Annotated in this window: 16 protein-coding genes; 2 read left to right on the top strand and 14 right to left on the bottom strand. The window is 55.4% G+C overall.

Annotation, left to right across the window (positions count from 1 at the left end):
- Nucleotides 1–4 precede the first annotated feature (4 nt).
- From KJ970_18030 to tssA, 13 genes are all read right to left on the bottom strand, one after another.
- Nucleotides 5–613, bottom strand: a complete 609-nt coding sequence (locus tag KJ970_18030; GenBank protein ID MBU2692821.1) for a DUF3540 domain-containing protein — start codon at nt 611–613, stop codon at nt 5–7.
- A gap of 41 nt (nt 614–654) precedes the next feature.
- Nucleotides 655–1,857, bottom strand: a complete 1,203-nt coding sequence (locus tag KJ970_18035; GenBank protein ID MBU2692822.1) for a pentapeptide repeat-containing protein — start codon at nt 1,855–1,857, stop codon at nt 655–657.
- Between the two features lie 4 nt (nt 1,858–1,861).
- Nucleotides 1,862–3,979 (bottom strand): pentapeptide repeat-containing protein, encoded by a 2,118-nt coding sequence (locus tag KJ970_18040; GenBank protein MBU2692823.1) that lies wholly within the window; start codon nt 3,977–3,979, stop codon nt 1,862–1,864.
- A 16-nt stretch (nt 3,980–3,995) separates the two neighbouring features.
- Nucleotides 3,996–4,406, bottom strand: a complete 411-nt coding sequence (locus KJ970_18045; protein ID MBU2692824.1) for a hypothetical protein — start codon at nt 4,404–4,406, stop codon at nt 3,996–3,998.
- 35 nt (nt 4,407–4,441) lie between these two features.
- Entirely contained in the window at nt 4,442–6,991 is a 2,550-nt protein-coding gene (VgrG, locus tag KJ970_18050) for a type VI secretion system tip protein VgrG (protein MBU2692825.1), read from the bottom strand.
- Nucleotides 6,992–7,014: 23 nt separating this feature from the next.
- Nucleotides 7,015–9,786, bottom strand: coding sequence for a type VI secretion system ATPase TssH (gene tssH / locus KJ970_18055; protein ID MBU2692826.1), 2,772 nt, complete (start codon nt 9,784–9,786; stop codon nt 7,015–7,017).
- Complete coding sequence (gene tssG / locus KJ970_18060) at nt 9,783–10,847, bottom strand: type VI secretion system baseplate subunit TssG (protein ID MBU2692827.1); 1,065 nt, start codon at nt 10,845–10,847, stop codon at nt 9,783–9,785. The genes tssH and tssG overlap by 4 nt, the downstream gene beginning before the upstream one ends.
- Nucleotides 10,844–12,601: a type VI secretion system baseplate subunit TssF gene (tssF, locus tag KJ970_18065; GenBank protein ID MBU2692828.1), complete on the bottom strand. Its 1,758-nt coding sequence runs from the start codon at nt 12,599–12,601 to the stop codon at nt 10,844–10,846. Before tssF ends, tssG begins: the two co-directional genes overlap by 4 nt.
- An 8-nt stretch (nt 12,602–12,609) precedes the next feature.
- The gene (gene tssE, locus KJ970_18070; protein MBU2692829.1) at nt 12,610–13,026 is read right to left on the bottom strand and encodes a type VI secretion system baseplate subunit TssE; all 417 of its coding nucleotides are present in this window, start codon (nt 13,024–13,026) and stop codon (nt 12,610–12,612) included.
- A 98-nt stretch (nt 13,027–13,124) separates the two neighbouring features.
- Nucleotides 13,125–13,616: an Hcp family type VI secretion system effector gene (locus KJ970_18075; protein MBU2692830.1), complete on the bottom strand. Its 492-nt coding sequence runs from the start codon at nt 13,614–13,616 to the stop codon at nt 13,125–13,127.
- Nucleotides 13,617–13,724: 108 nt separating this feature from the next.
- A complete protein-coding gene (gene tssC / locus KJ970_18080) occupies nt 13,725–15,209 on the bottom strand; it encodes a type VI secretion system contractile sheath large subunit (protein ID MBU2692831.1) in 1,485 nt (494 codons plus the stop codon).
- Between the two features lie 93 nt (nt 15,210–15,302).
- Complete coding sequence (gene tssB / locus KJ970_18085; protein MBU2692832.1) at nt 15,303–15,809, bottom strand: type VI secretion system contractile sheath small subunit; 507 nt, start codon at nt 15,807–15,809, stop codon at nt 15,303–15,305.
- Between the two features lie 19 nt (nt 15,810–15,828).
- Nucleotides 15,829–17,457, bottom strand: coding sequence for a type VI secretion system protein TssA (gene tssA / locus KJ970_18090; protein ID MBU2692833.1), 1,629 nt, complete (start codon nt 17,455–17,457; stop codon nt 15,829–15,831).
- Nucleotides 17,458–18,045: 588 nt separating this feature from the next.
- On the opposite strand from tssA, the gene KJ970_18095 reads away from it, so the two are divergent.
- Nucleotides 18,046–20,079 (top strand): ABC-F family ATP-binding cassette domain-containing protein, encoded by a 2,034-nt coding sequence (locus KJ970_18095; protein MBU2692834.1) that lies wholly within the window; start codon nt 18,046–18,048, stop codon nt 20,077–20,079.
- 18 nt (nt 20,080–20,097) lie between these two features.
- Here KJ970_18095 and KJ970_18100 read toward each other — a convergent pair whose 3' ends face one another.
- Nucleotides 20,098–21,384, bottom strand: coding sequence for a hypothetical protein (locus KJ970_18100; GenBank protein MBU2692835.1), 1,287 nt, complete (start codon nt 21,382–21,384; stop codon nt 20,098–20,100).
- 257 nt (nt 21,385–21,641) lie between these two features.
- Here KJ970_18100 and KJ970_18105 point away from each other — a divergent pair, with 257 nt between their 5' ends.
- A complete protein-coding gene (locus KJ970_18105; protein ID MBU2692836.1) occupies nt 21,642–22,199 on the top strand; it encodes a hypothetical protein in 558 nt (185 codons plus the stop codon).
- Nucleotides 22,200–22,347 lie beyond the last annotated feature (148 nt).

The raw sequence follows: 22,347 nt of genomic DNA on the forward strand, positions 1-22,347 counted from the left end.
CCTTCTACCCAAGGTGGATTTTTTCGCCCTTGATCTTACAATCCGTATCCGCCTTCATGTAAATACGATGGCTTTTGAGCTGAGAACTCCCGGCGACAAGAGTGCGCATCCGGCCGGCCTTCATCTGAATGAGACCCGAGACCCTCGTGCAGACTGTCTCCGACTTCTCGACAACCTCTCTTGCCAGCCGCTCCAGTCGTCCGACAACAACGCGTGCCGTCTTTAATGACGCGGTAAAGGACCCTCCGGTGAAGGTCGTTTCTTCAATCTGATACCGGGCCAATTTTGCGTTGATAGCAACCTCTTCGCCCTCCAGGCTCACCACACCGCTGCTTCTTAGGCGGATATCGCCATGTTTGGCAACGAGTTCTAGGTCCCCTTGCTCCACCGTGAGGCGGCTCTTGCCGGTCGCCGGATCGTATTCAAAGATGAGATCCCCTCTTCTGTCGACAATTTGGAGTGTTTCGCCGTCGCCGGTGCCGGCGCGTCTCGCCATTGCGCCGTCCAAGGTCCTAAGTTCGACGTCCGGGCGGTTCCAATCCAGAGCTCGATCTGTGCTCTGACCTGATTTGTTTGCTTTGGTTCCTATATCATCCAACACGGGCAGCATCATGACCTCCCGGCCAAATTAGTACAACGGGTCCGAAGTCATCATCACTTCGGCGCCTTCCAATCCTCGGCTTCCGCAAGATCCTTATCAGTAGATCTTGCATTCTTCTTATTCGCGCCTTTCCAAACAGCATTCTTATCATCGATCCGGTGCAAGACCGCCTGCGTCAGATCCGCATCCGTAAAGTCAGCGCCCTGCACATTCGCATGGGAGAACAAGGAGAACGGAATCGATGCCTTTCGGAAAACGGCTCTCGCGCAATCCGCCTTGCTCAACTCAACGCGATCCATGCGGGCATTCGTGAAATTCGCACTTTTTAGATCCGCCTTCTCAAAACAGGAGCATCTGAGGTCGGCGCCGGTAAAGTCCGCGCTGCTGATGATGCACTCTGTGAAATCCGCCGTCTTACAGGCGGCTTTCTGAAATTTCGCATTTGTGAGATCGGCCCCTGAAAATTTAACCTGCGAACACTCCGATTCACTGAGATTTACATTTCCCAAATTGGACTTCGCAAGATCAGAATCGGTGAATCGACATCTCTGAAGATCCAATCCTTCGAGATTGGCGGATTCAAGATTGCACAATTGGAAAATCGATTCCTTAATGCTGGAGGAGGTCAGATCGGCGCTCTCCAAATCAACCTGCAAAAAAGTCGCCTTTTCGATTCTGGCGCCATCGAGCAGGCAACCGACCATCTCACATCCCTCAAGGTTTGTTTCTACAAACTTGGCTCGTGTGAGATCCGCTTTTGTAAGGATCGAGTTTTTCAAATTGGCTTGGTTGAGGTCGGCGCCCTGAAGATCCGCCCCTTCAAGATCGGTATCGATGATCTGCGTACCAGATAAATTTGCTGTCTTTAGATTGACATTCGCCAACGCCGCTCCCCTGAGAACCGCCCCGCTCAGATCGCAACCTTCCAAAGAAGAAGTTTCAAACTCCGTCCCATGAAGATTGGCCCCGCTGAGTATCGCTTCACTTAAATCTGAGCCCAAAAACCGCGCCTCTTCAAGGTTGGCCGCATCACATCGTGCGGCCGTCAAATTACAATCCCGGAAGATTGTATCCTTGAGGTTTGCGCCTGTAAGTTGCGCCCCTTGAAAATTGATTTTTTCAAAAGAGGCGTCAAAGAAATCGGCATTCTTGAGATCGGATTCGCTGAGATCCAGCGCCACCAGGCGAATGCCCTCAAGCGATTCTCCGGCGGCGATCTTTTCAAGAACCGCCTCTCTTGATTCAAGTGTATCCATAGTCCTACCGTTTCAATTCCGCTAATTTGGTCATTTTCAGATTGGCGCCATCCAATCGAATCCCTGAAAGAACGGCATCAAGTAACTCCACCTCATATAGATTCGAACCGGAAAAATCGGCTCTAGTAAGATCTGCCTTTTCGAGACTTCCTTGAAAGAGATTCGTCTTCTGCATCTTGGCTTCGCACAAAGAAGCCTTTATGAATCGAGAACCCTTCAAAACGGCCCCAAGGAAATTGGCGTTGGCCAAAGAGGCTTTCTCAAAAGTCGCTCTTTCCATCTGAGCGCCGGTGAAATCGGCCTGATTGAGGCAGGCTTCTTCCCATATCGATTCGAAGCCTTGAATGTTAATAAAAAGTCCCTGCGTGAAATCACATTTTTCAGAGGCTCGAATTTTCGTCAGGTCCGCTTCACTCATATTAACGTCTCTTCCGGAAGCCCCTTCAACCGAGGCCTCCTTTAGATTCGACCCTTGAAATTCAGCTTCCGAAAGATCCGCACATGAGAAATCCGCCCCTTGAAAATCGCACTTCTGCATCTTTGCCCGCGCGAGATCCGCTTCGCAGAAAATGGTGTGAAGGGCGGTGGCGCCATTGAGAACCGCCTCCTGAAGCTTTGCCTGCTCAAAGATCGCGTCATTAAGGATGGCGCCGGATAAATTCGCTTTGGTAAGGTCGGCGTGCGTCAAGTCGGCATCCTTCAGAAGGGCGCCGGATAGATTGGCATTGGAGAGATCAGCGCCGGTAAGATCGGCTTCCGTTAAGTCGGCCTCGGATAGATCGCAATTTCTAAGAATCGCATTGGCGAAAGCCACCTCGCGAAGATTCGCCTTCCGGAGAACGATGCCCGTCAGATCAATCCCGGTCAAATCCCTGCCGGACAATCCTTCCTCCTCCGCTGCTCTTTCTTTGACGATGATGGCCATAGGACTCACTGATGCGGGGGTGGAACCGAGCTCGCCCCGAAGGCGCCCATCTTTTTCTTCCGCCGTTTCACCCGGCGGTTCTTCCATAATCGAATCGGTTTCATCCTCACGATCCATCTCCGAAACCAAAGAGGGTTCAATTAAGAGGGATTGATAATGGCCGGCAGGCTTGCGCTCATCGGATAGATTCTCGGTGGCGATAATAATGTGCCGGATTTCCTCATAATCGTCTGATTGGATCTCAGCGACACCCCGCCATACAAGAACGAGTTTCTCGGCTTCCATATCCACCCAAAGCGTGTCCAGGTTCATCGGGATCTCAGAAAACGCATCGCCGCCACCAACCGTTTGACTCTTCAGATTCAAGAATGTCCGGATTTTCAATCCCGGTAATTGTGATCGATATTGAGGAAACTCGGGGTGCAGGTTTTCAAAATAGAGTTTTTCATCTCCCCTGAGATATCCCTCTAACTGAAGCTCAGGCGGCGCGGCGTTAAAGTAGCTCCAGTCAAAATCCTTGGGAAACCAGGGCCAGCGTTCTTTCAGCCAGTTCCCCTTGTATGTGCCGAGTTTGGAGGCTCTCAGCTCCCACATCCTGCCCAATGCGCCGAATCCCGCGGGATCGGGATGATGGCTCGGCGAACTGATGAGGTTCCGGGGATCTTCAATATTGGGCAGTTCCTTTACATTCTTTCCATTCTCCAATTTACGTTTGGAATTTCCCTTGCCCGTGGGATTGGCTTTGAATCCCTCTCCGCCGAAGCTGCTTTCGTATCGAAGCTCCATCTCGGTGAAAGGTTCAGGATCCGACATGCCACCAAGCGCGCCGAACGAGCCTCTCCAATGGCGGTTTCCAATGACGTTGAGTGAATGGCTTCTATCGCCTACTTGAAATGTGACGCGGCAGACGGTTTGGGGCCTTTTTCCGGATGTATGGCATTTGCCGGCCAGCAGAAGATCGGCCCGTGGCTTGAAGAAGGCGAAATCGGATTCATATCGGCATCCGCAAATACCCTCTTCATCATCCGGGTAGGGCTCATCGCCGGTTGGGAAGGCTTGATCATCAGCCGGGACGGCCACGCCGCCATTTGTGATATCAAAGGTTCCTTTAACAATAAAGGTCATGGAATAACCCGGAAAATTCATCCGTCCGACCAGAGGCGCGGCTTGAAAAGGTGTTTCATTGAGGATATTCACGATGGCTCCTCAATCCTCAGTTCTTCCCGATTTGATCCAGGCCCTTCACGAATTCCTTGTGGGCCTTCTCTTCATCCTCAAGCATCTTCTCAAGTTCTTCCACCGACTTTTCCGCCTCTTCCTTCGGCGCCGGTGGATTTAAAAGCGAATTGGGATCCACGCCGATAAGTTTCGCGGCCAATGCCAGCTCCTCTTCGGCTTCTTTCACAAATTTCTCGAGCTTTTCAACCGCCTTTTCGACATCTTCTTCCTTCTCCTCGGCCTCTTTGGGTTCGATCAGCACGGAGTTGGGATCGATACCCAATACCTTGCATCCCTCACCCAAATCCTTTTGCGCCTCGGCCATTTCCTTCTCAGCCTTGGCCACTGCCGCTTCCGCCTGCGCCATCTCGAGAGCAGGATCCAACTCCTCGGGGATTTCCACCATCTCATTCTCCAAATAATGATTCTCGGGACAAGTTGTTACTTCTTCGCCGTAATCGTAGATCCAAATTTAAAGGTGCTTCCGGTGAAATCAAAGGTGCTGCAAGAGCTCTTGATTTTTGTATCCGATTCCTCGACAAGCTTCTTGGTATCGATATTAAATTCCTCTTCGGCCTCCAATTCAATCTTTCCTGATTTGTCAGCTTTGATTTTTGTTTTTTTCGTTACTATTGATATGCTGTCCTTCTCCAATTTGATCTCGTTATCTCCAACTTTAAAGCAAATCTCTTTCTCGGCCTCCAGTACGATCTTCCCGTCTTTCTGTTTTGTGAAAATGGATACCGATTTGTCGGTTTCCAGCTTTGTTTCACCGTCTTTTTTCATCGTCAGCCGGCTGCCCCCCTTTTTCTTGGGGGTCAACAGGCGAATCTCTTCTTCGCTGTTTGTTTCGACAAATTTCTTGCCGCTGACGGTGATTTCCCCTTCCGGTTTCATGCTGACAGTACTCTTGGGACCCTTTTTCCAACCAGGGGTGGCAATATAGATTTTCCCATCCGCATACATTTCTATGGCCCGGCCTGATCCAATATGCGTATCCATCTCACTAATGAGCCACAGGAAGCGGGCGCCCAGGCCGATCGCCACGGTTGCATCGATCGCGATGGTTCCTCCGCTTGAAGTTGCATCATACTTGTTCATTTTCAATGCACAGGATCCGTCGGCATGTGACGTGAGAGAAAGACCGGGTTTGGCGAAAAGTTGACCGGCTGTGCTCCCAAGAACAGTACCGGCTTTGATCCCATGTTTGTACATTAACACCTTAAGTAGTGAATCAAGGACCTTGGACAAGGATTGCACCCCCTGTTTGAGGGTATCATCCTTGATACTCCGCCTTCCTTTATCGAGGCCGGATGTCAACATTGCGCGGATAGCGCTTTCGGTCCAACTTCCGACGCTGATCGAGATCATCATCTTATCAATAATGCTGGTCAGCGCTCCCTGCACGGCTCCCAACCCACCGGTCTCCCAGTTGATTTGAACCCCGGGATCAGAGCCGGATCCCATCCGCAGCATCGTCTTCCCGTCACCGGATCCCATCACAATGCGCTGGGATCCGTCGGTATCCTCCATCATCATCATATTGCCGCCGCCGGTGACGAAACCCGCCTTGGTTTGGTTGTCGGAATTGATATGCGTCGATGTTTCGGGATTCGGGACGGCAGAAGCTATGATCGGCCGGTCGGGGTCCCCATCAGCAAAAGTAATGAGAACCTCGGTTCCCTTGTGCAACGGGAAGTGCATCCCATAGTCAGCGCCCGCATACGGTTGCGCCATCCGCATATATCGCGATGCCTTGCCGTCTTTGAGGTTGCTCAAGTCGAAGGGCAACTTTATTTTATAGCGCCCTTGGTCGTCGATTTCAGCGTACTGCCCCGAGCCGCCGGCATCGACTTTGGCGTTCATCGTGCCGGTGAACTTAGGCCGCGGCGCCCGGCGCGCCGGCCGGAAGGGAACATCCGCGGGAATCGCCGTGATCTCGTTGCGGTACGAGGCCTCACCGGACTCTCCTAAGGCGGCGCTTCCCAAACCGCTCGGTTGTTGGCCGAAATGTTCAACCTCAGTGAGAAGGTACTCAATATCGAAGCTGTCGCGATAATGATCCTCAAGTGTGAATTTGTACCCGCACCGGCAAGCGCGAACACCGCTCTGTCCATAGAAAATCTTTTGCTGGGAGAGGATCTCTTCCGCGCGCACTTTGGCCAGACGGTCACCTTCGCTTTGATCCTTAAAGTGGGCCCCATACTCCATGACTTTTCCATGTCCATCCGACAGGATATCCGCCGAGCTCTTCAACTCTTTTGACGGCGTTCGGTAATTGTAATCCTTAAGAATAACCTCTGCCGGCAGGGCCTTCTGTCTCATCGTCAGGGAGGTAATCGTCTCTCCACCCGGCTCCATCCCCTTAGGCTCGCGATAGAGCAACGTCGGATCATCACAGGGGATCTCGGTATGAATGGACATATTATCGGCGATAATCAACTTCTCATGTTCATCACCCTGCTCGAAGTAGTAAAAGATCCCCTCGTGTTCCATAAGCCGTTGGACAAAATTGAGATCATTCTCCTGATACTGCGAAACATATTCACTCACCGCATACGTCTCAGAGAGTTCTATGGAAAAATCCTCGCCCGCGCCCAATCCGTGATCTTCGAGAACTTCCGTGATGATCGTCTTCACATCCTTATCCAAGAAGATGCGGCTTTGACTGGTGAGTTCCAACAATGACAGACGCGGGACCACTACCGCCCTATAATGATATTGTTTCCATTCCTTTCCATATTCGAGAAATTCAAAACTCAGCACGACGCCGTGAATTTGTACAATATCATCGTTTCGCCGGATTTCGATGGTGGCGGGATGCTGGATGATCTGGGTCGCATCCACATCCGGATCAGATGAACCCAATTCGATCACAAAGCGATACGGCTCCGAGATCGCTTCATGCCCCCTGATTCCAAAAACATTGAAGGTGCTCGGTTCCAGTTGACCGGCCGTGAATGCAAAATAGACTCCTTCTGGAATAGGCATATCCTTCAGCTCCTCTTAGATCCTTATTCCGGCTCCGGCTCCGCAAAATTCAGCGTGAAGGATTCATCCTCCGCGACGCCGAGCTTCACCGAATCGCCAAGCGGCCCTTCCGCCATCTTCTCCAATATCGACGTTGAGAGGAGAGGCAGCAATGTTTGCCGGATGATGTGGTCGATATTCCGGGCGCCCGTTTCCACCTCCGTACAACGATTGGCGATCAGATCCACAACGGCCGGATCGATATCGAATTTCATCTTGTGGCTTTCCATCAGCCGGTTGCCGATCTGCTTGAGTTTAAGGACGACGATATCTTTGAGAACATCTGTGCCCAGCGTATAGAAGGGAACAATCTCCATACGGGCCAGCAGGGCGGGCTTGAAATGTTGCGAGAGGGTCGGGCGGATGGCTTTTACAATCTCCTCGCAGGACGGCGGCACCGGTCCCGTAGAAAGACCCGTGATCAAATCGGTGGCGAGATTGCTCGTCAAGAAAATAACGGTGTTTTTGAAATCGATCACCCGCCCCTCGCCGTCGGCCAGCATCCCCTTATCAAAGACCTGATAGAAAATGTTCATGACTTCAGGATCGGCCTTTTCCACCTCATCCAGTAAAACAATGGAGTAGGGCCGCTGCCGGACAGCCTCAGTCAATACACCCCCCTCGCCATACCCGACATACCCCGGCGGTGAGCCGAGCAGGCGGCTCACCGTGTGTTTCTCCTGGAACTCCGACATGTTGATCGTGGTGACAAAACGCTCGCCGCCGAACATGAGATCAGCCACGGAAAGGGCCATCTCGGTTTTGCCGACACCGCTGGGGCCCACAAAGAGAAAGACGCCGATGGGTGTCTTGGGATTGTTCAATCCCGCGCGGGAGGCGCGGATTCCCCGATCCACCGCATCAATCGCCTGATCCTGACCTTTGATCCGGCCTGCCAGACCTGTTCTAAAATTGAGGATCGCGCTGGCGTCATCGCTCATCATCTTACCGAGCGGGATGCCGGTCCATGCGCTGACAACATTGGCAACCAACGTTCCATCCACGACAATCGGAACCAGCGGATGATCGCCCTGGATCTCCTGAAGCGCCTCCAGCGCCGCGTTCAAATCTTTGCGGAGCTGCTCTTCATCAATCGGCATCTCCGCAACCGGCCTGTCCTCAGTCGGCTTTTCTTTTCCGGCAACCGTCCCCTCCGGTTCAACCGCGACATCTTTGGGTTTGTCCGAGATCTCTATTTTACCCGCAGCCTTTTTTGCTTTTGCCGAGACCGCATCACCGGGCACCAACTTCGCTCTTAATTCCTGTACTTTCTTTACAGCTTCCCTCTCCCTATTCCACCGGGCGGTCAGCTCCTTGCGGGATTCCCCAAGCGCTGCGATCTCTGTCTCCAAGGCGCCCACCCGCTCTCCATCAACCTCCAATCCCAGGGCCTCATCGCGTTTCAGCGCCTTGAGCTCGCGCTCCAGACCCTGAATTCGCCTTTCGAGATCATCCAGCTCGGCTGGTTTGGCGCCTCCGGCCACGCGCACACGCGCCGCCGCGGTGTCCAGAAGGTCAACGGCCTTGTCGGGAAGCTGACGGCCGGAGATATAACGGCTGGAGAGTTTCGCCGAGGCGATAACGCCGTCTTCGAGAATCCGGACGCCGTGCGCCTCTTCGTACTTCTCGCGGAGACCCCGCATCATGAGGATCGTCGCCTCGACCGAAGGTTCATCGAGTTTTACAATTTGGAACCGCCGTTCGAGAGCGGGATCCTTCTCAAAATACTTTTTGTACTCCGACCAGGTCGTCGCCGCGACCGTGCGCAATTCCCCCCGGGCGAGCGCCGGTTTGAGCAGGTTCGCCGCGTCGCCGCTCCCGGCGGAGCCTCCGGCCCCGATCAGGGTATGCGCCTCATCAATAAATGTAATAATCGGCGTCGGCGACCCCTTGATCTCCGAAATGACCTGTTTCAGTCGATTTTCAAACTCGCCCTTCATGCCGGCCCCGGCCTGTAGCAGGCCTAGATCGAGGCCGAGAAGTCGCACGTTCTTCAGAACATCCGGAATATCCCCTTCAACAATCCGAAGAGCGAGTCCCTCCACGACCGCGGTCTTCCCCACGCCGGGTTCGCCGACGACGATGGGATTATTCTTGCGCCGGCGGGCGAGAATATCGATCATCTGGCGGATTTCCGCATCGCGCCCGAAGACGGGGTCGATTTCCCCGGCGCGGGCCCTTGCCGTGAAGTCGATACAGAAACGCCCGATCGCCGTTTCGTCCATCGGCCGACCCGGTGTCGGAGCGCCGCCCGGGGTGGCCTCTTCCTGCGTCATCTCCGCCTCGCGGCTGGCCGCGGTGATGCCGAAGAGATCCTTCTTGAGTTCATCCACCCCTATTCCATCCAACAATTGTGCAAGATCTTCCTCGGTGTAGCGGTCGGGTCGCAGAACCAACGCCTGCAGGAGCATACCGGAGCGGATCTGGGATAATTGATAATCAACGGAGCAAAGCAGCCATGCATCCTGAATCCAATTCAGCAGCAGTGGAGAGAAGACCGGGCGGCCCGAGTTTCCGGTGCGCCGGCGCTCCAGAATATGCTGCAGCGCCTTTATCAGCCGGGATGGATTGATTTCGAAATGCCTTAGAATCTGGTGGATATCTGTATTGGGATCTTCGAGGAGCTGCAGCAAATGATGTTCGACTGTCACCTCGTAATGTCCATGCGATACACATAAGCCGGCCGCAGCCTCCAGGCTATGAGTGCAATAGCTGTTGAGTTTTTTTATAAGTCCCTTGATATCAACTTCCATTATGACGCTCTCCTTGTCGGGGTTCCCCCGCTCCCGGCGGATGAACGCTCCGGGGAAGCGGAACTCCTTCTCAATGGATCCAATTTCTTAATCGAAAGAACAACCCGCCCCTCATCGCGGCCGCGCGGTGTGAGCCAGCTCAGCCGCCCAAGCGGCAGTCCGGCGCCGGCCGAAAGACGGAGCGAGGGCACTTCGGGGGCCTTGATCCTCAATAGGATATCAAAATGCAACGGGTCGGATATGTAGAGGCGGACATAGCGAACCAGGTTGTGCAGGGCCTCTCCACCGGGAAGCATTGTGCGCGCGGTGTCGAGAGAGATCGGTCCGATAATAACCCGGAACGCCCCCATCACATCCCGAACACTCTCCCCGATCACCAAATCACGACCCAGCCGTGAAAAACGCCGGCCGAATTGTGAAATTGAGTCACGTGGGATCGGCACCCTCCGTTCCACGCAGCTTTGTATGCGAACCCTGAGCCCGTCGAATTGCGCGGAGAGCAGCGCTTCGAGCCCCGCCGCCGACCGGGACTGCGAAACAAAAAGTCCGGCCGTCCGCAGCAGCAGGACATCCGGCGGTCCCAGCGTATTCTGAATCCCCCGCGTTCCCAATCCGACCAGACACAGCATCCGGCGTGTCTGATGATCCTGCGGTTTGGACTTGAACAAAGAATCATGCCTGTATTTCAACCACGCGCGATAAACATAGGAGATAAGACGGTGATGAAAAATATCCAGAAAATCCCTGAGGGGCGAGGCATCCGGGCCGCTCCAAAGGATCTCTTCTGAAAAATGGGTCGGCATCGGAGAGGCGGGGCCATAGAGCCCCATGAAGTTCACCGTGACATTGTACTGTTCGGGAAACAATTCGCCTTTGGTCATTTCGACGCCGGCGACATCGGAGGGGGGGAAACCAAGAGTGGTGTTCGGACGGAAGCGGATCGTCTCGCGTTCCGGCGGGCCTTCCATGCCGGGCAGAAGGCTCTCCGGCTGATGGCGCAGGATAAGATTCACCAGCTGGAAAAATGAGTATCGATGACTCGCTTCCAGCAGTCTCTCGATCACAGGAGGGGCTGTCGACCGGTCCGGCATGGCCACGAATATTCCTCTCCGCGCTGCATCCCTTTAACCGTGAGCTGTGTGAAGGAATTCAACGTCACGTAGAGTCCGATGAATTCATCGAGGATGCTACCCATGAGATAGAGATCCCCTTCGTTTGCGAAATGGTCCTCCAGCATTTCAATCGTCACCTGGTTTCCGCGCACGGGAAAACCGCGAATCATAAAATCGCGCGGTTGTGCGGTGACAGTCTGGATCCCTTTCATCCGCAGGACATTCGCCCGCGCGGCGCGTTGATCCCGGATAACCTGAAAATTGTAAAGTTCAAGTATCCCGCGCAACCCCTCCACACTGATCAGAGAGAGATAATTGAGGGACATGTGTGAAATCAACCGCCAGTGCAGATCTCCATGCAATGGAGGGGCAACCGAAGGCTTCGGCACCGTTATATTTTTATATTTTGCAAAAGACGGCGAGCTTTCCGTCGGGATCTTGATATCGCCCATCCGCAACCCCTCCGGCAAACGCCGGTTTGTACAGGTCAAGTCAAGCGAGATCGTCTCAACGGCCGGAAGGTCGTCCTCCCCCTGCGCGTCAGCAAAGGAGAGGTAGGTATCGACCCGCTCATCGATGACGGAACTCTGAAGCCTGGCAAGATAATAAGATCCTTGGCGCTCGGCGAGGCTGTGCACAAATGAATAGAAGGGCGGAAATATGACTTCGCGCGCCGTTCCCGTCCGGTAGCCGGAGACCTGATCGATGGAATAAATCTCATAATGAAGAGGATGGCGGCCGGACGGACGAACGCGGTATTCAGTTTGTGTCCGGTCCAACCGAATAGGGTCGCCTTGATTCGGGAAGAGATTTACAATCGGGGTGCAATAAAGGCGGATATTCTCATCTTCCGGCCGCAGATTTGCATCGAGCTGATGCGTGAATTCGATTTCAACCTGGAAAAGCTCCTCGACATCCATCGATCCCAGTTGATCCAGTCCTTTCAGTTCTACAAACAAAAACTTCTCGGGCAATGTGAAATACTCTTGAAGGAGTCCGTAGCCCGGGAAAGACGCCGCCGGATGGGGCAGCAGATTCTCGTTCTCGCCGAATCCACCGGGTTTGATCCTCAACCTCGCCGAGGGCCATTCCCCCTCAGGGCGGCCCGCCTGTTCAACACGAAGCCGTACCTCTTTTACATGTTCACAGAGATGAAGGTAAAGGGCGTAGGATGTAGCCGCTTCGCCGTGCAGGAACAGCCGGAGGCTCTTAAGATCCATCGCGCCGGGCGGCACCTGGTTGTGAAGGCGGAATTTCAACATCAGCCGCGAGGGTCCTGCGATTTGTGTGTCGAGATGCACATGTTCCAGCTCGATCGGATGAACCGGCACATCATACGCCGTACGAAAACGGCAGGATGTGCCCTCGACCGGCACCGATTCGATCTCGCTTCCCCTTGGGATCATCCGGTCCTCGCGAAGACTCGGAAACATCGGGGAAAATTCCAGCATCGCCATCGATGGAATCGGACGGAGGTAATGCGGCCACAAAAGCCCAATGAGCGCATGGGTCAACTCGGGAAGCTCGTCATCCAATTTCTGGCGGATGCGCGCGGATAGGAAGGCAAACCCCTCGAGCAGCCGCTCCACATCGGGGTCACTCCCCTCCCCGGCGAGAAGATGCGCTGCGGCCGGATGGGCCTTGGCGAACTCAGAACCGAGATCCCGGAGATATCGGAGTTCATCCTGGTAGTATTTGTTAAACATACCGCCCTTTATCCCTTGACCTGCACTTCGCCTGAGGTGTCAATCCGCGTTTCGAACCAGACAGAGGCGTTCCCCTCCTCGGTCACCAACCGCGCTTTTATTTCAAAGCGGAGCGCAAAGGGATCGTCGTCGTTCGGCGCGTGTTGGATTTGGACTCGCTCCAGGCGGGGTTCATACTTTTCAATCGCCCGCCGGATCGCGCGCCGCATACCGGCGATCGATTCGGGATAATTATGGATGACCTCTGTCAGATCGGGAATCCCATAGTCATCCTGCGTGAGCGCGTGACCGTGGCGGGAATTCAGAAGACGGCGCAGATTATCCAGAACAGACTCCGCCAATCGCGCCGTATTTCCGTGAATCCTGCGGGCCTCTCCGGCATCGGGATCACGAACCCGATCCAGCAGGCTCCTTTCCCGGGGCATAGCAACCTCCCTGGGAGCCGCTTAAACTAAAGTGAGTCCAACCCGGGAGCGTCTTTGGCACTCCCGGATCGAACGCCACAAGGTGTCAATGATGCGGATTACTCCACAGGGGACTGCCAATCGTCCTCCGACTCCACGCCGTCCGGCACAAAGGTCCAGACGATCTTTTCATATGTGAAGGAGACATCTTCCATATGGGTGAAGTTGTTATTCCTCGCATCCAAGACATTGGGGATGTATTCCTTGATGCTGACAAGAACGGCGTTGGTCAGAGTAGTCGTGAAATAATGCTGCTCGGAGGCGCCGCCCTCGGGATTCGGCCGGTACCACTTGAGTGTCACCGTCAAATGCTCCCCGGTCACCAGCGCCAGATAAAGCTGCGGTGAGATCTTGTCGAGTTCCTTGGTCACCACCAAGGGATTATGCATCCTCTTGCCCGTGGAAAGCCCGGTTTGTGGACTCCGCGGCATCAACACCTCATGGACCAACGCCTGTACAAGAACCGTGCCCTCCCGGCCTTTCATCTTAACGGGACCTTCAAAAGCCCCCTGGGTCATGCCCTCAATCGTCAAATGGATTGGCATCGGCATAACTGCAACCCTCCTTAGTTTGCGACCAACATTCGGATGCCCAAATCCGGATCATCGCATCGAACCGCTCCCTTCCGACCGCTGCTCCGGGTTTTCTTTTTTGAACTCCTACTTGTCCAGTTTTCCAACGAGCGACAATGTAAAGAAGGCGCCCATGTACTTGAAGTGCGGCCTCACTTTAATGCCGACCTTGTACCAGCCGGGATCGCCCTCGACATCCTCAACCGTGATCTGGGCTTCCCGCAGGGGACGGCGGGCCTTGCTTCCGGCATCCGCCACATCCATCTGAAGAACGTATTGTGAAATCCATTTGTTCAGATCCCGCTCGAGATCGCCGCGCTCTTTGGAAGTCCCAATCGCTTCCCGCTGCAGCACTTTGATGTAGTGCGCCATCCGGTTGATGATGAACATATAGGGAAGCTGTGTGCCCAATTTGTAATTGGCCTCGGCTTCCTTTCCTTCCTTTGATTGCCCGTAAAACTTCGGTTTCTGGCACGAGTTCGCGGAGAAGAAACAGGCGTTGTCGCTTCCCTTGCGCATCGTGAGGCCGATGAAACCTTCCTCGGCCATCTCAAACTCGCGCCGTTCGGACAGAAGCACCTCGGTGGGAATCTTCTGTTCCATCGCTCCCATCGCCTTGAAGACATGCACCGGGAGGTCCTCTACGGCGCCGCCGCCTTGGGGGCCGATGATATTCGGACACCAGCGGTATTTTGCAAAGCTGTCGGTCAGCCGCGTTGCGAAGGTAAAGGCGGTATTCCCCCAGAGATACTTCTCGTGGCCGTCAGTCACCTTTTCTTCATAGTTAAAATCTTTAATAGGGATCGTCTCCTCGCCGTAGGGCAGGCGCAGGAGGAAACGCGGCGCCGTAAGACCCACGGAGCGGGCGTCTTCAGATTCCCGGAAGGATCTCCACTTCGCATATTGCGGCGCTTCGAAGATCGAATGGAGGTCTTTGAGGTTCGGCACCTCCGTAAAGGAGTCGACCCCGAACATCTGCGGGCCGACGGAGGTGATGAACGGCGCATGCGCCATCGATGCGACGCTGGCCACGTACTGCAGCAGCTTTATATCCTGGGGATGGTGCGTGAACTCGTAATTGCCGATCATCGCGCCGATCGGCTCGCCGCCGAATTGCCCGTACTCGGCGGTGTATACATGCTTATACAAACCAGACTTCACGACCTCCGGCGCATCCTCAAAGTCATTGAGCAGATCGTTCTTAGAGACATTCAGCATTTCGACCTTGATGTTTTCGCGGAAATCAGTCCGGTCGATTAAAAGCTTCATCCCGCGCCACGCCGATTCCATCTTCTGGAACTGGTCGTTATGAAGCACCTCATCGATTTGCCCGCTAAGCTTCTCGTCCAGCTGAGCGATGATTTGATTGACCACGGACTGATGAACCTTGGCCGTTACAGCACCGGGGCGGACCAATTCCTTGATGAAGGCCTCGAGTCCGCGCTTGGCGATGGCATAGCTCTCATCCGTGGGTTTGTACTTTGTTGTTTGTACAATCTGATCAAGAATCGAACCTTCAGCTTCTACGGCCTCCGCTTCGGCTCCCTTTTTCTCCATCTCCTGATCCGCCATAACCTACCTCCAAGCGTCCTTCGGGTCACCTTTCCTTCATGTGAACCATAGCGGACCGGTGTGATCAGCCCGCGGGTCATCACTCATTACGACCTATTCGGGCTTTTCCGCACCGGATTCATCCAACCCCAGCTCCTTGATCAGTTTGTCCCGCTTTTCGGGATCCTTGAGGAGCGCTTCAATCTTCTTGCGGAATGCCGGCACATTCGCCAGCGGGCCCTTCAACGCCGTCAGCGCGTCTCTCAATTCCAACATCTTCGCCAACTCAGGAACTTGGCGCGCGACCGCCCCGGGTTCAAAATCCTTAAGGTCTTTGAAGTTTAGATTGACGGGGAGTTCAGCGTCTTTGGCGCCGCTGAGCCGATCGGCGACATTGAAGGTCAGATTGAGATTCTGCTTTCCCATCACCTCGCTGAAGTTGTCTTTATCCACATTGACAACCTTCCTGTCTTCCAGCGGCGTTTCATCTTCCCGCAATGTGAAATCGCCCATGACCATCATTTTCAACGGAAGTTCAATTTCCGCCTGGGCGTCGCCGGTCGCAGGCTTATAGACAATATTAACGCGCTCTTTTGGAGCGACGGACCCTTCCTTCGCCATGACTTCCTCCTTCTGATTTCTACTTCTTACCTTCCAACGCCAGCGCCGTCGCGGGATCGACACGGCAGAGCCGTGTGAGGATCTCCTGCGAACGCGTTGCGGCATCCGGAGGGGGTTGTCTCATCGCAGAGACAACCTTGGTGTGACAAAGATACAATGACTTTACCACATCCAAATAAAGAGTCCGGTCCCAATCCGCGATGGTGGAATTCCGCATCGCTTCATCGAGGGACTCGAGAATGGCCAGAGCGGTTTCCTCGTGTTTCTTCTCCATACAGAGGAACGCCGCCTCCAGCCTCCACAGAACCCGCGCCTTGAAGGACCCGGCCTTGCGGGCGCCATCCTCCAGAAGCCGGACAGCCTCGGCCAGCTTTTTCTGCCGGGCCAGCGAGCGCGCCTCCTCCCGTCCGACTTTGAAGGCACCGGTATCATCCTCATCCGCCAATGAAACGGATGCAAGGGGCGCTTCAACCGAAGGCCCATCCCCTTGGGCGGCCGTCTGGATCCGCGTTCGGATCCAACGCTGCGTCTCATCATTGGCCAAGGGTTGGCCGCTCCGGAATTTCAACGCGATCAGGCCGGGGAGCCGCCGCAGCAGCGAGCCCACCTCCTGCCGCACCGCCTCCGCCGCGGGGTAATAATCCTCCCCCAGACCTTCCAATGCTTCGGCCGTAAATCGATTGAGATCAAGCCATAAGATGGCTGAAGGGAACCGCCCTTCAGCCTCATCGAGAACTGTTTTGCACTGGCCCCGGTCCAAGGACTCCTGCAGCCGGTCCAGAAAATCGGGCGGCTGGAAACCAGGGAGATGGGTCTGATCGCCGGTATGGGTCGGCAAACCGGTCACCTCCATCCAGGCCAGGCATCGCGGGAGGCGGTAGGCCAGAGGGTTCGTCGGATCGTGGGCCATATAATAGTCGGCAATAGACCGGGCCGTCTGACGGATGGTGTTCAGCGCGCGGCCGGCCGATTCCTCCGATGCGATCTCTCCCGGCGGGGGCGATGATGCGGTCCCCGGAACGGCTTCAGTCCCCGCTTGCATCGCCGCCGCTTGCCCCGCTGTCGACGAGGTGGGAGCGGCCGGTTTGGGTTCCGGCCTTGCGGCCTTGGTGGCCGCCTCGTTCAAGGCGCTCTGAATTTCGGTGAGGAAGGGGCCTGAACCTTCAATCTTTTCTGCCAGAACGCCTTGCACCTCTTCCAGGAGGCGCCTCGCCTCCTCGATGATTTCAGCATCAGCAACCGTCGGCTGCAGGCGTTTGAACCCCTGCCCGCCCCGCTCCGACAGATACTCCAGCGCTGCGATGCGGCCCCTGATCCGCTTTTTCTCAGGATGCAGGCCGTCCCAATGCTCTTTGATCATGTCCAGAAGGATCTGAAGGCCGGTGATGAGGCCCGTATAACGGTAAGTGTGGATGAGTCCCACCGTAAGATAAACGGCGACAAGGAGATCCTTGGCCTTCTGGGTCAGCAGATCGTTGCAGTATTGCAGGACTTTCGGCCAATCGGGCGGGGAAGCGTCGGGCAGTTCGAGCGAGCGCATCTCCCCCTGGAGAAGCTCGAATGTGGGCTCATCCCGGCATCCGTCACCGGCCGGGTTATCGCCGGAGATGGGCTTTGCGCCGATTTCGCGAAGTTCGGATAATTCCATGAGTTAACCCGCACGGCCATCCGGTTTTGCTGAATCAAGGTCGTTTCCCGTATCCATCGGCTTCAGCGGCGAGATGTGGCGCAAAATCATCAGATCATATCAGGCCGATTCAAATGAGAAACGCTCCATTCTGGTGCGACAAGTAAAGTTAGCTCCCAATGGAGAACAGGTCAAGGGATGGTTGCCATGATGTAAACATGATCTTGATGGATGCATTTTTGCCCGCGGGCAAAACCGAGTTCAGGCCGGCGGGCGAATCAGGAAAGCAGGCATGGCATTTAAAATCTGTAATTGTTTGACAATAAACAAATTAGAGGAATTTGTCTCGCCGGCGAGACTTTTGCCCTGCAGGTAAAGCTGAGGATCGGGTCATGTTGGCTCGGGAGACGCGCCCCTTTTCCAGGAGGCTATTGAGAGCTCAGCTCACGGCGGCGCCGGAATCTGAAAAGAACCCTCGATTCATCCCAATATCCTGAGGCGAACTTACTATAATGGATTCTGGATGATAAATTCTGATCTGCAAAAATCCGACCCGGACTTCCGGTCAACCCCATCAAGGCCGGAGATTCCCGGCAGAAGGCGCGCGAGATGTCTCTAATCACCGCTAACAACTTGGCCAAATCATACGGCGGCGCGCTCGTCTTCAGCGGCGTCTCCTTTCAGCTGCCTCCCCATGCCCGGATCGCCATTGTCGGCGCCAACGGCATCGGCAAGACGACCCTCTTGAGGCTCTTGATCGGCGAGGAGCCGCCCTCCGACGGTGCCATGCAAAAGGCCCGCGACCTCTCGATCGGCTACCTCCCGCAAGAAGCCGGTCTTTATGAAACCCACACCCTGTGGGAAGAGTGCCTTCGCGCTTTCGGAGAGATTCCGCGGCAGGAAATCCGGCTGCGGGAGCTGGAAAAGAAAATCGCCGCGATGCCGGACGATGAAACCCTCGTGAAAGAGTATGGGCAATTGCAGTCCGACTTCGAGAGCGCCGGCGGGTACTCCTATGAGACCAGCATTTCACAAACCCTCTCGGGCCTCGGTTTTGTTAAAGATGACTTTGAAATGCCGCTGCCCCATCTCTCCGGCGGCCAGCGGACACGCGCCCTCCTCGCGCGCCTGCTTCTCTCAAATCCCGATCTGCTTATCCTCGACGAGCCGACCAACCATCTCGACATCGGCGCCGTCGAGTGGCTCGAGGGCCGTCTTCGCACCTGGCCGGGAGCCGTCCTCATCGTTTCGCATGACCGTTACTTCCTCGACAAGGCGGTCGATCATATCTGGGAGATGCGCCGGATCGGACTCGAAACCTTCCGCGGCAACTACAGCGCCTACGCCATGCAACGCAAGCAACGATGGGAGGAACGTGCCCGGCATATCGAAAGCGAGAGGGAGAGTTTTGCCAAAGACCTCGATTTTATAAAACGCAATATCGCCGGCGGCAATACCCTGCAGGCGAAGGGCCGGTTGCGGCGTCTCAGCCGGATGATTCGGGCGATTGAGAATCACGGTTTCGAGGGGATCCGCGGCAAGCGCTGGCTTGAGGTCGGCGAATCCACCCGTACGATGAGTGTCGAGGAAGTGGGCCGGCGTCTCAAGACGCTGTCGGGAATCGACGTGCACGGCCGCGCCATGAAACTGAATCTCAAACCCCGGCGGCGGAGCGGCAACATTGTTTTGCGGGCGGAAAAACTCCGGATTGGTTATCCGGATAGACTCCTTTTCAGCATTGATAAGCTGCTGCTGACGCGGTGTGAGTGCGCCGCCCTGATCGGCGAGAACGGCTCGGGTAAAACAACTTTTCTCCGCACCATGCTCGATCAACTTCAACCCCTTTCCGGCAAACTCACGCAGGGGGCGAGCCTCGAAATCGGTTACTTCGCCCAGGCGCATGAAGAACTGAATCCTACTTTAACATTGATAGAAGAAATTCAGACGGTGGCGCCGGCCATGATGCCCGCCGAGATCCGCTCCCATCTCGGCACCTTCACCTTTTCGGGTGATGAGCATTTTAAAAAGGTAAGTGTTTTATCAGGCGGCGAACGGGGACGGCTGGCGCTCGCGAAGCTGGCGCTCTCCAACGCCAATTTCCTCGTGCTGGATGAGCCGACGAATCATCTCGACATCGCCTCGCAGGAGATCCTTCAAGAGATGCTCTCCGGTTATGAGGGGACGGTGCTGCTCGTTTCACACGACCGCTACCTGATCAACGCCCTGGCGACCCAGGTCTGGACGATCGATACAGAACGGCAGAAGCTGCTTGTCTTCGAGGGCAACTACAATGAATACCGGGCGGCGTTGGAATCGGGACGGGACGCAGATGGCGCCTTTGCCGCGGCGCCCTCGGCGGCGCCGGCTGCAAATATAGTGGCGGCTGATCCGGCGGATGGCGACAGGCCCGATGGACCGCCCCTCTCGAAATTCGAGCAGAAGCGGATAAAAAAGAGAATCGCCCAGGTCGAAGCTGAGATCACCGAGCTGGAAGGCAAGCTCTCCCGCACAACCGAGCAATTGTCAAACCCCACCGGGGATATGGCCGCGGCGCAGCGTCTCGGCGAGGCCTATCAACGGATTCGCGTCAAATTGAACGAGGCGCTCATCGAATGGGAAACGCTTCAAGAAGGCAACCGGTGACAGATGACCCCAGCGGCGTCACGTGGGCAGCCGGTAGCAGATAATCTCAAGCGTTTCCGTGTCGTCTTCGCCGAGTGTCGCCAGGCCGGAGCCGAGACAGGCGAGACGCGCCACGACAAAACCCTTGATGAGAAGCACCCGGCCGTCACCGAGGAAACGTATCCCATCGCTCACCGGGCTTCCCTCGCAAACCAGTTGGACTTCACGCTGCCAGCGCCCCCCGGCATCATACAGGTCAAGATTAAGAAAGACCCCCTCGGGCAGATCCCGGTTGCTCCGGCTATGCTGAACCCAAAGCTGTCCCTTTTCGTCAATGTGCAAGGCTGTGATCGCCCGCTCCGTATCCTTTAAATCGAATTCGGGATACGTGTCGGGATTGCCGCCGGCCCAAGCGTGGAAAAGGGCGGTGATCCGCCGCATGTCGAGATCATTGCGCTTCCAGGGTTCAAAGTCAGGGCGTTCGATGAGATGAACAAGGGCGCCGTCCGGCTCAAAGACGGAGATAGAATACTCTTCGCGCTGGCTTGGGGCATAGACACGGCCGTCCGGCCCCATGGCGTTTGCCAAAGAGAAACAAGGAAGGAAATCGTCCTCGTGAACAACGGAGTGCGGCCGTTCAATCTCTGAAACCTGCTCGATGTAGCGAAGAATCTGACGACCCGCCGGATCGACCGCCGCCAGGAAATGGGACCGCTCCAAGACATTCGGCTTGGGGACAGATCGCGACCCGGCGATCATTAAATGTTCACCCACGGCTTCCGCCATCGTTTGCAGGGTTATCCCGCCGATGACGCCCTCTTCGCTCATATCGTAGACAATTTCGCCGGCGGGAATATCTTCAGGCGTAACCTTTACCAGTTTTCCAGGAAAGAATTCCGCAAGCCCGAAAGTGCCGTCGGGGAGTTTTACAATATCGACCGGTATGCCCACCTCGCCGGGGCCCTCGCCCTGCCGGCTGAGCGTCCGTTCCAGCCCGCCATCCGGACCGAAGACAAAGACCTGGCAGAGTTGCTGGTCAACAAGATAAACCCGGCCCTCATCATCAGCGATCGCCTCGACCGGCAGGCCGAACATGATCCCCTCGGCATTACCGCCGGCGCGCCATAGCTCTTCGAGCTTGAGAGTCAGCGGCGGATGCGCCGGCGCGGTATTCCGGATAATCTTTTTGCCATCCTGCGCTTTGGCGCCACCGGAGAACGCCGCCCCCCCTATAACAAAAAAACAAACGGCCAAAATGGGCAGACGGCGACAGGCTGCGGGGAACAACAGGGCAAGATTGCGAGGGGCGTTGCAAGACGCGGTCATACAAGACCTCCGGTTCATAAGCCGATTTTGTGATCCTCTGAGAACTCTTCCTTCCATACGCGGATTTTTAGGGCCGTGTTGCCGGTGTGGATCCCATGATTATTGTTCGTCCCGCGAATTTCACCGAATCGACCGACAGACACACACACTTGACGAGCACCCTCCTTTAGGATAGGCTGGTGCCGTCAGAATCAGAGGGGCAATCCTATCCCAGCAACCGGAGCCAACCGCGAGGAGTTTGAGAGGAGGGGAGGCAAATGAACGCCAAACATAAACTCGGGGGGGGGGCACTAGGCGCCTGGACGATTCTTGGTGTCACGCTCCTGGTGCTGCTCTTCAGTGCAAGTCCACCCTGCGCCGACGAGGTAACGGCGTGCGTCGGCGGAACGCCCGGATACCTGTCGGTCGGCGACACATTGATGTTCCTTGGGGACTGTCAATCAGGAACAGTTTATAATTGCACGATCGAATGTGACTGCTTCGCTGGATGTTGGAATGATACAGGATTCGGATTCCAGAAGGTGACTAATGTGGATCTGGAGACCTGCTCGGGCTCCCTCAGTACTAAATACTGTGTAACCGCCGATGGATGTTTCTGGCTGGGGATTAGAGCGGATGAAACTGTGAATAAGCAGTGCGAGCCCTGCCTGGGTACATCCAACAGGTACTGCCTCAGTCTTTGGGATGTCACTTCCTATAATGCGGCTCCCGGCGATCAGACCCAGGGATGCTACACGTTGACATTGCTATGTGACGATCCTGACGACGACTGTTCGGGTGATCCAGTGATCCCAGATGAATATTGTCTGGAGTAGGAGGAGATGCCATGAAAATTCTCATCTGTCTGATTGTGGTGATTGCGTTTGCTCTGCCAACCGGAGGCTCCTTCGCCCTGGACGAGGCGCAGCAGGTCGGCCGGGGAGAGGGCATCACGCTGCCGAGTCCCAATAATCCGCCATGCGA

This window comes from Candidatus Eisenbacteria bacterium, from assembly GCA_018831195.1.
GTDB lineage: Bacteria > Eisenbacteria > RBG-16-71-46 > CAIMUX01 > JAHJDP01 > JAHJDP01.

Excerpts from the sequence above, each read along its gene's own strand:
- KJ970_18030 (MBU2692821.1), bottom strand. The coding sequence starts at position 613 with ATGATGCTGCCCGTGTTGGATGATATAGGAACCAAAGCAAACAAATCA.
- KJ970_18035 (MBU2692822.1), bottom strand. The coding sequence starts at position 1,857 with ATGGATACACTTGAATCAAGAGAGGCGGTTCTTGAAAAGATCGCCGCC.
- KJ970_18045 (MBU2692824.1), bottom strand. The coding sequence starts at position 4,406 with ATGGTGGAAATCCCCGAGGAGTTGGATCCTGCTCTCGAGATGGCGCAG.
- VgrG (MBU2692825.1), bottom strand. The coding sequence starts at position 6,991 with ATGCCTATTCCAGAAGGAGTCTATTTTGCATTCACGGCCGGTCAACTG.
- tssF (MBU2692828.1), bottom strand. The coding sequence starts at position 12,601 with ATGTTTAACAAATACTACCAGGATGAACTCCGATATCTCCGGGATCTC.
- tssE (MBU2692829.1), bottom strand. The coding sequence starts at position 13,026 with ATGCCCCGGGAAAGGAGCCTGCTGGATCGGGTTCGTGATCCCGATGCC.
- KJ970_18075 (MBU2692830.1), bottom strand. The coding sequence starts at position 13,616 with ATGCCGATGCCAATCCATTTGACGATTGAGGGCATGACCCAGGGGGCT.
- tssC (MBU2692831.1), bottom strand. The coding sequence starts at position 15,209 with ATGGCGGATCAGGAGATGGAGAAAAAGGGAGCCGAAGCGGAGGCCGTA.
- tssB (MBU2692832.1), bottom strand. The coding sequence starts at position 15,809 with ATGGCGAAGGAAGGGTCCGTCGCTCCAAAAGAGCGCGTTAATATTGTC.
- tssA (MBU2692833.1), bottom strand. The coding sequence starts at position 17,457 with ATGGAATTATCCGAACTTCGCGAAATCGGCGCAAAGCCCATCTCCGGC.
- KJ970_18095 (MBU2692834.1), top strand. The coding sequence starts at position 18,046 with ATGTCTCTAATCACCGCTAACAACTTGGCCAAATCATACGGCGGCGCG.
- KJ970_18100 (MBU2692835.1), bottom strand. The coding sequence starts at position 21,384 with ATGACCGCGTCTTGCAACGCCCCTCGCAATCTTGCCCTGTTGTTCCCC.
- KJ970_18105 (MBU2692836.1), top strand. The coding sequence starts at position 21,642 with ATGAACGCCAAACATAAACTCGGGGGGGGGGCACTAGGCGCCTGGACG.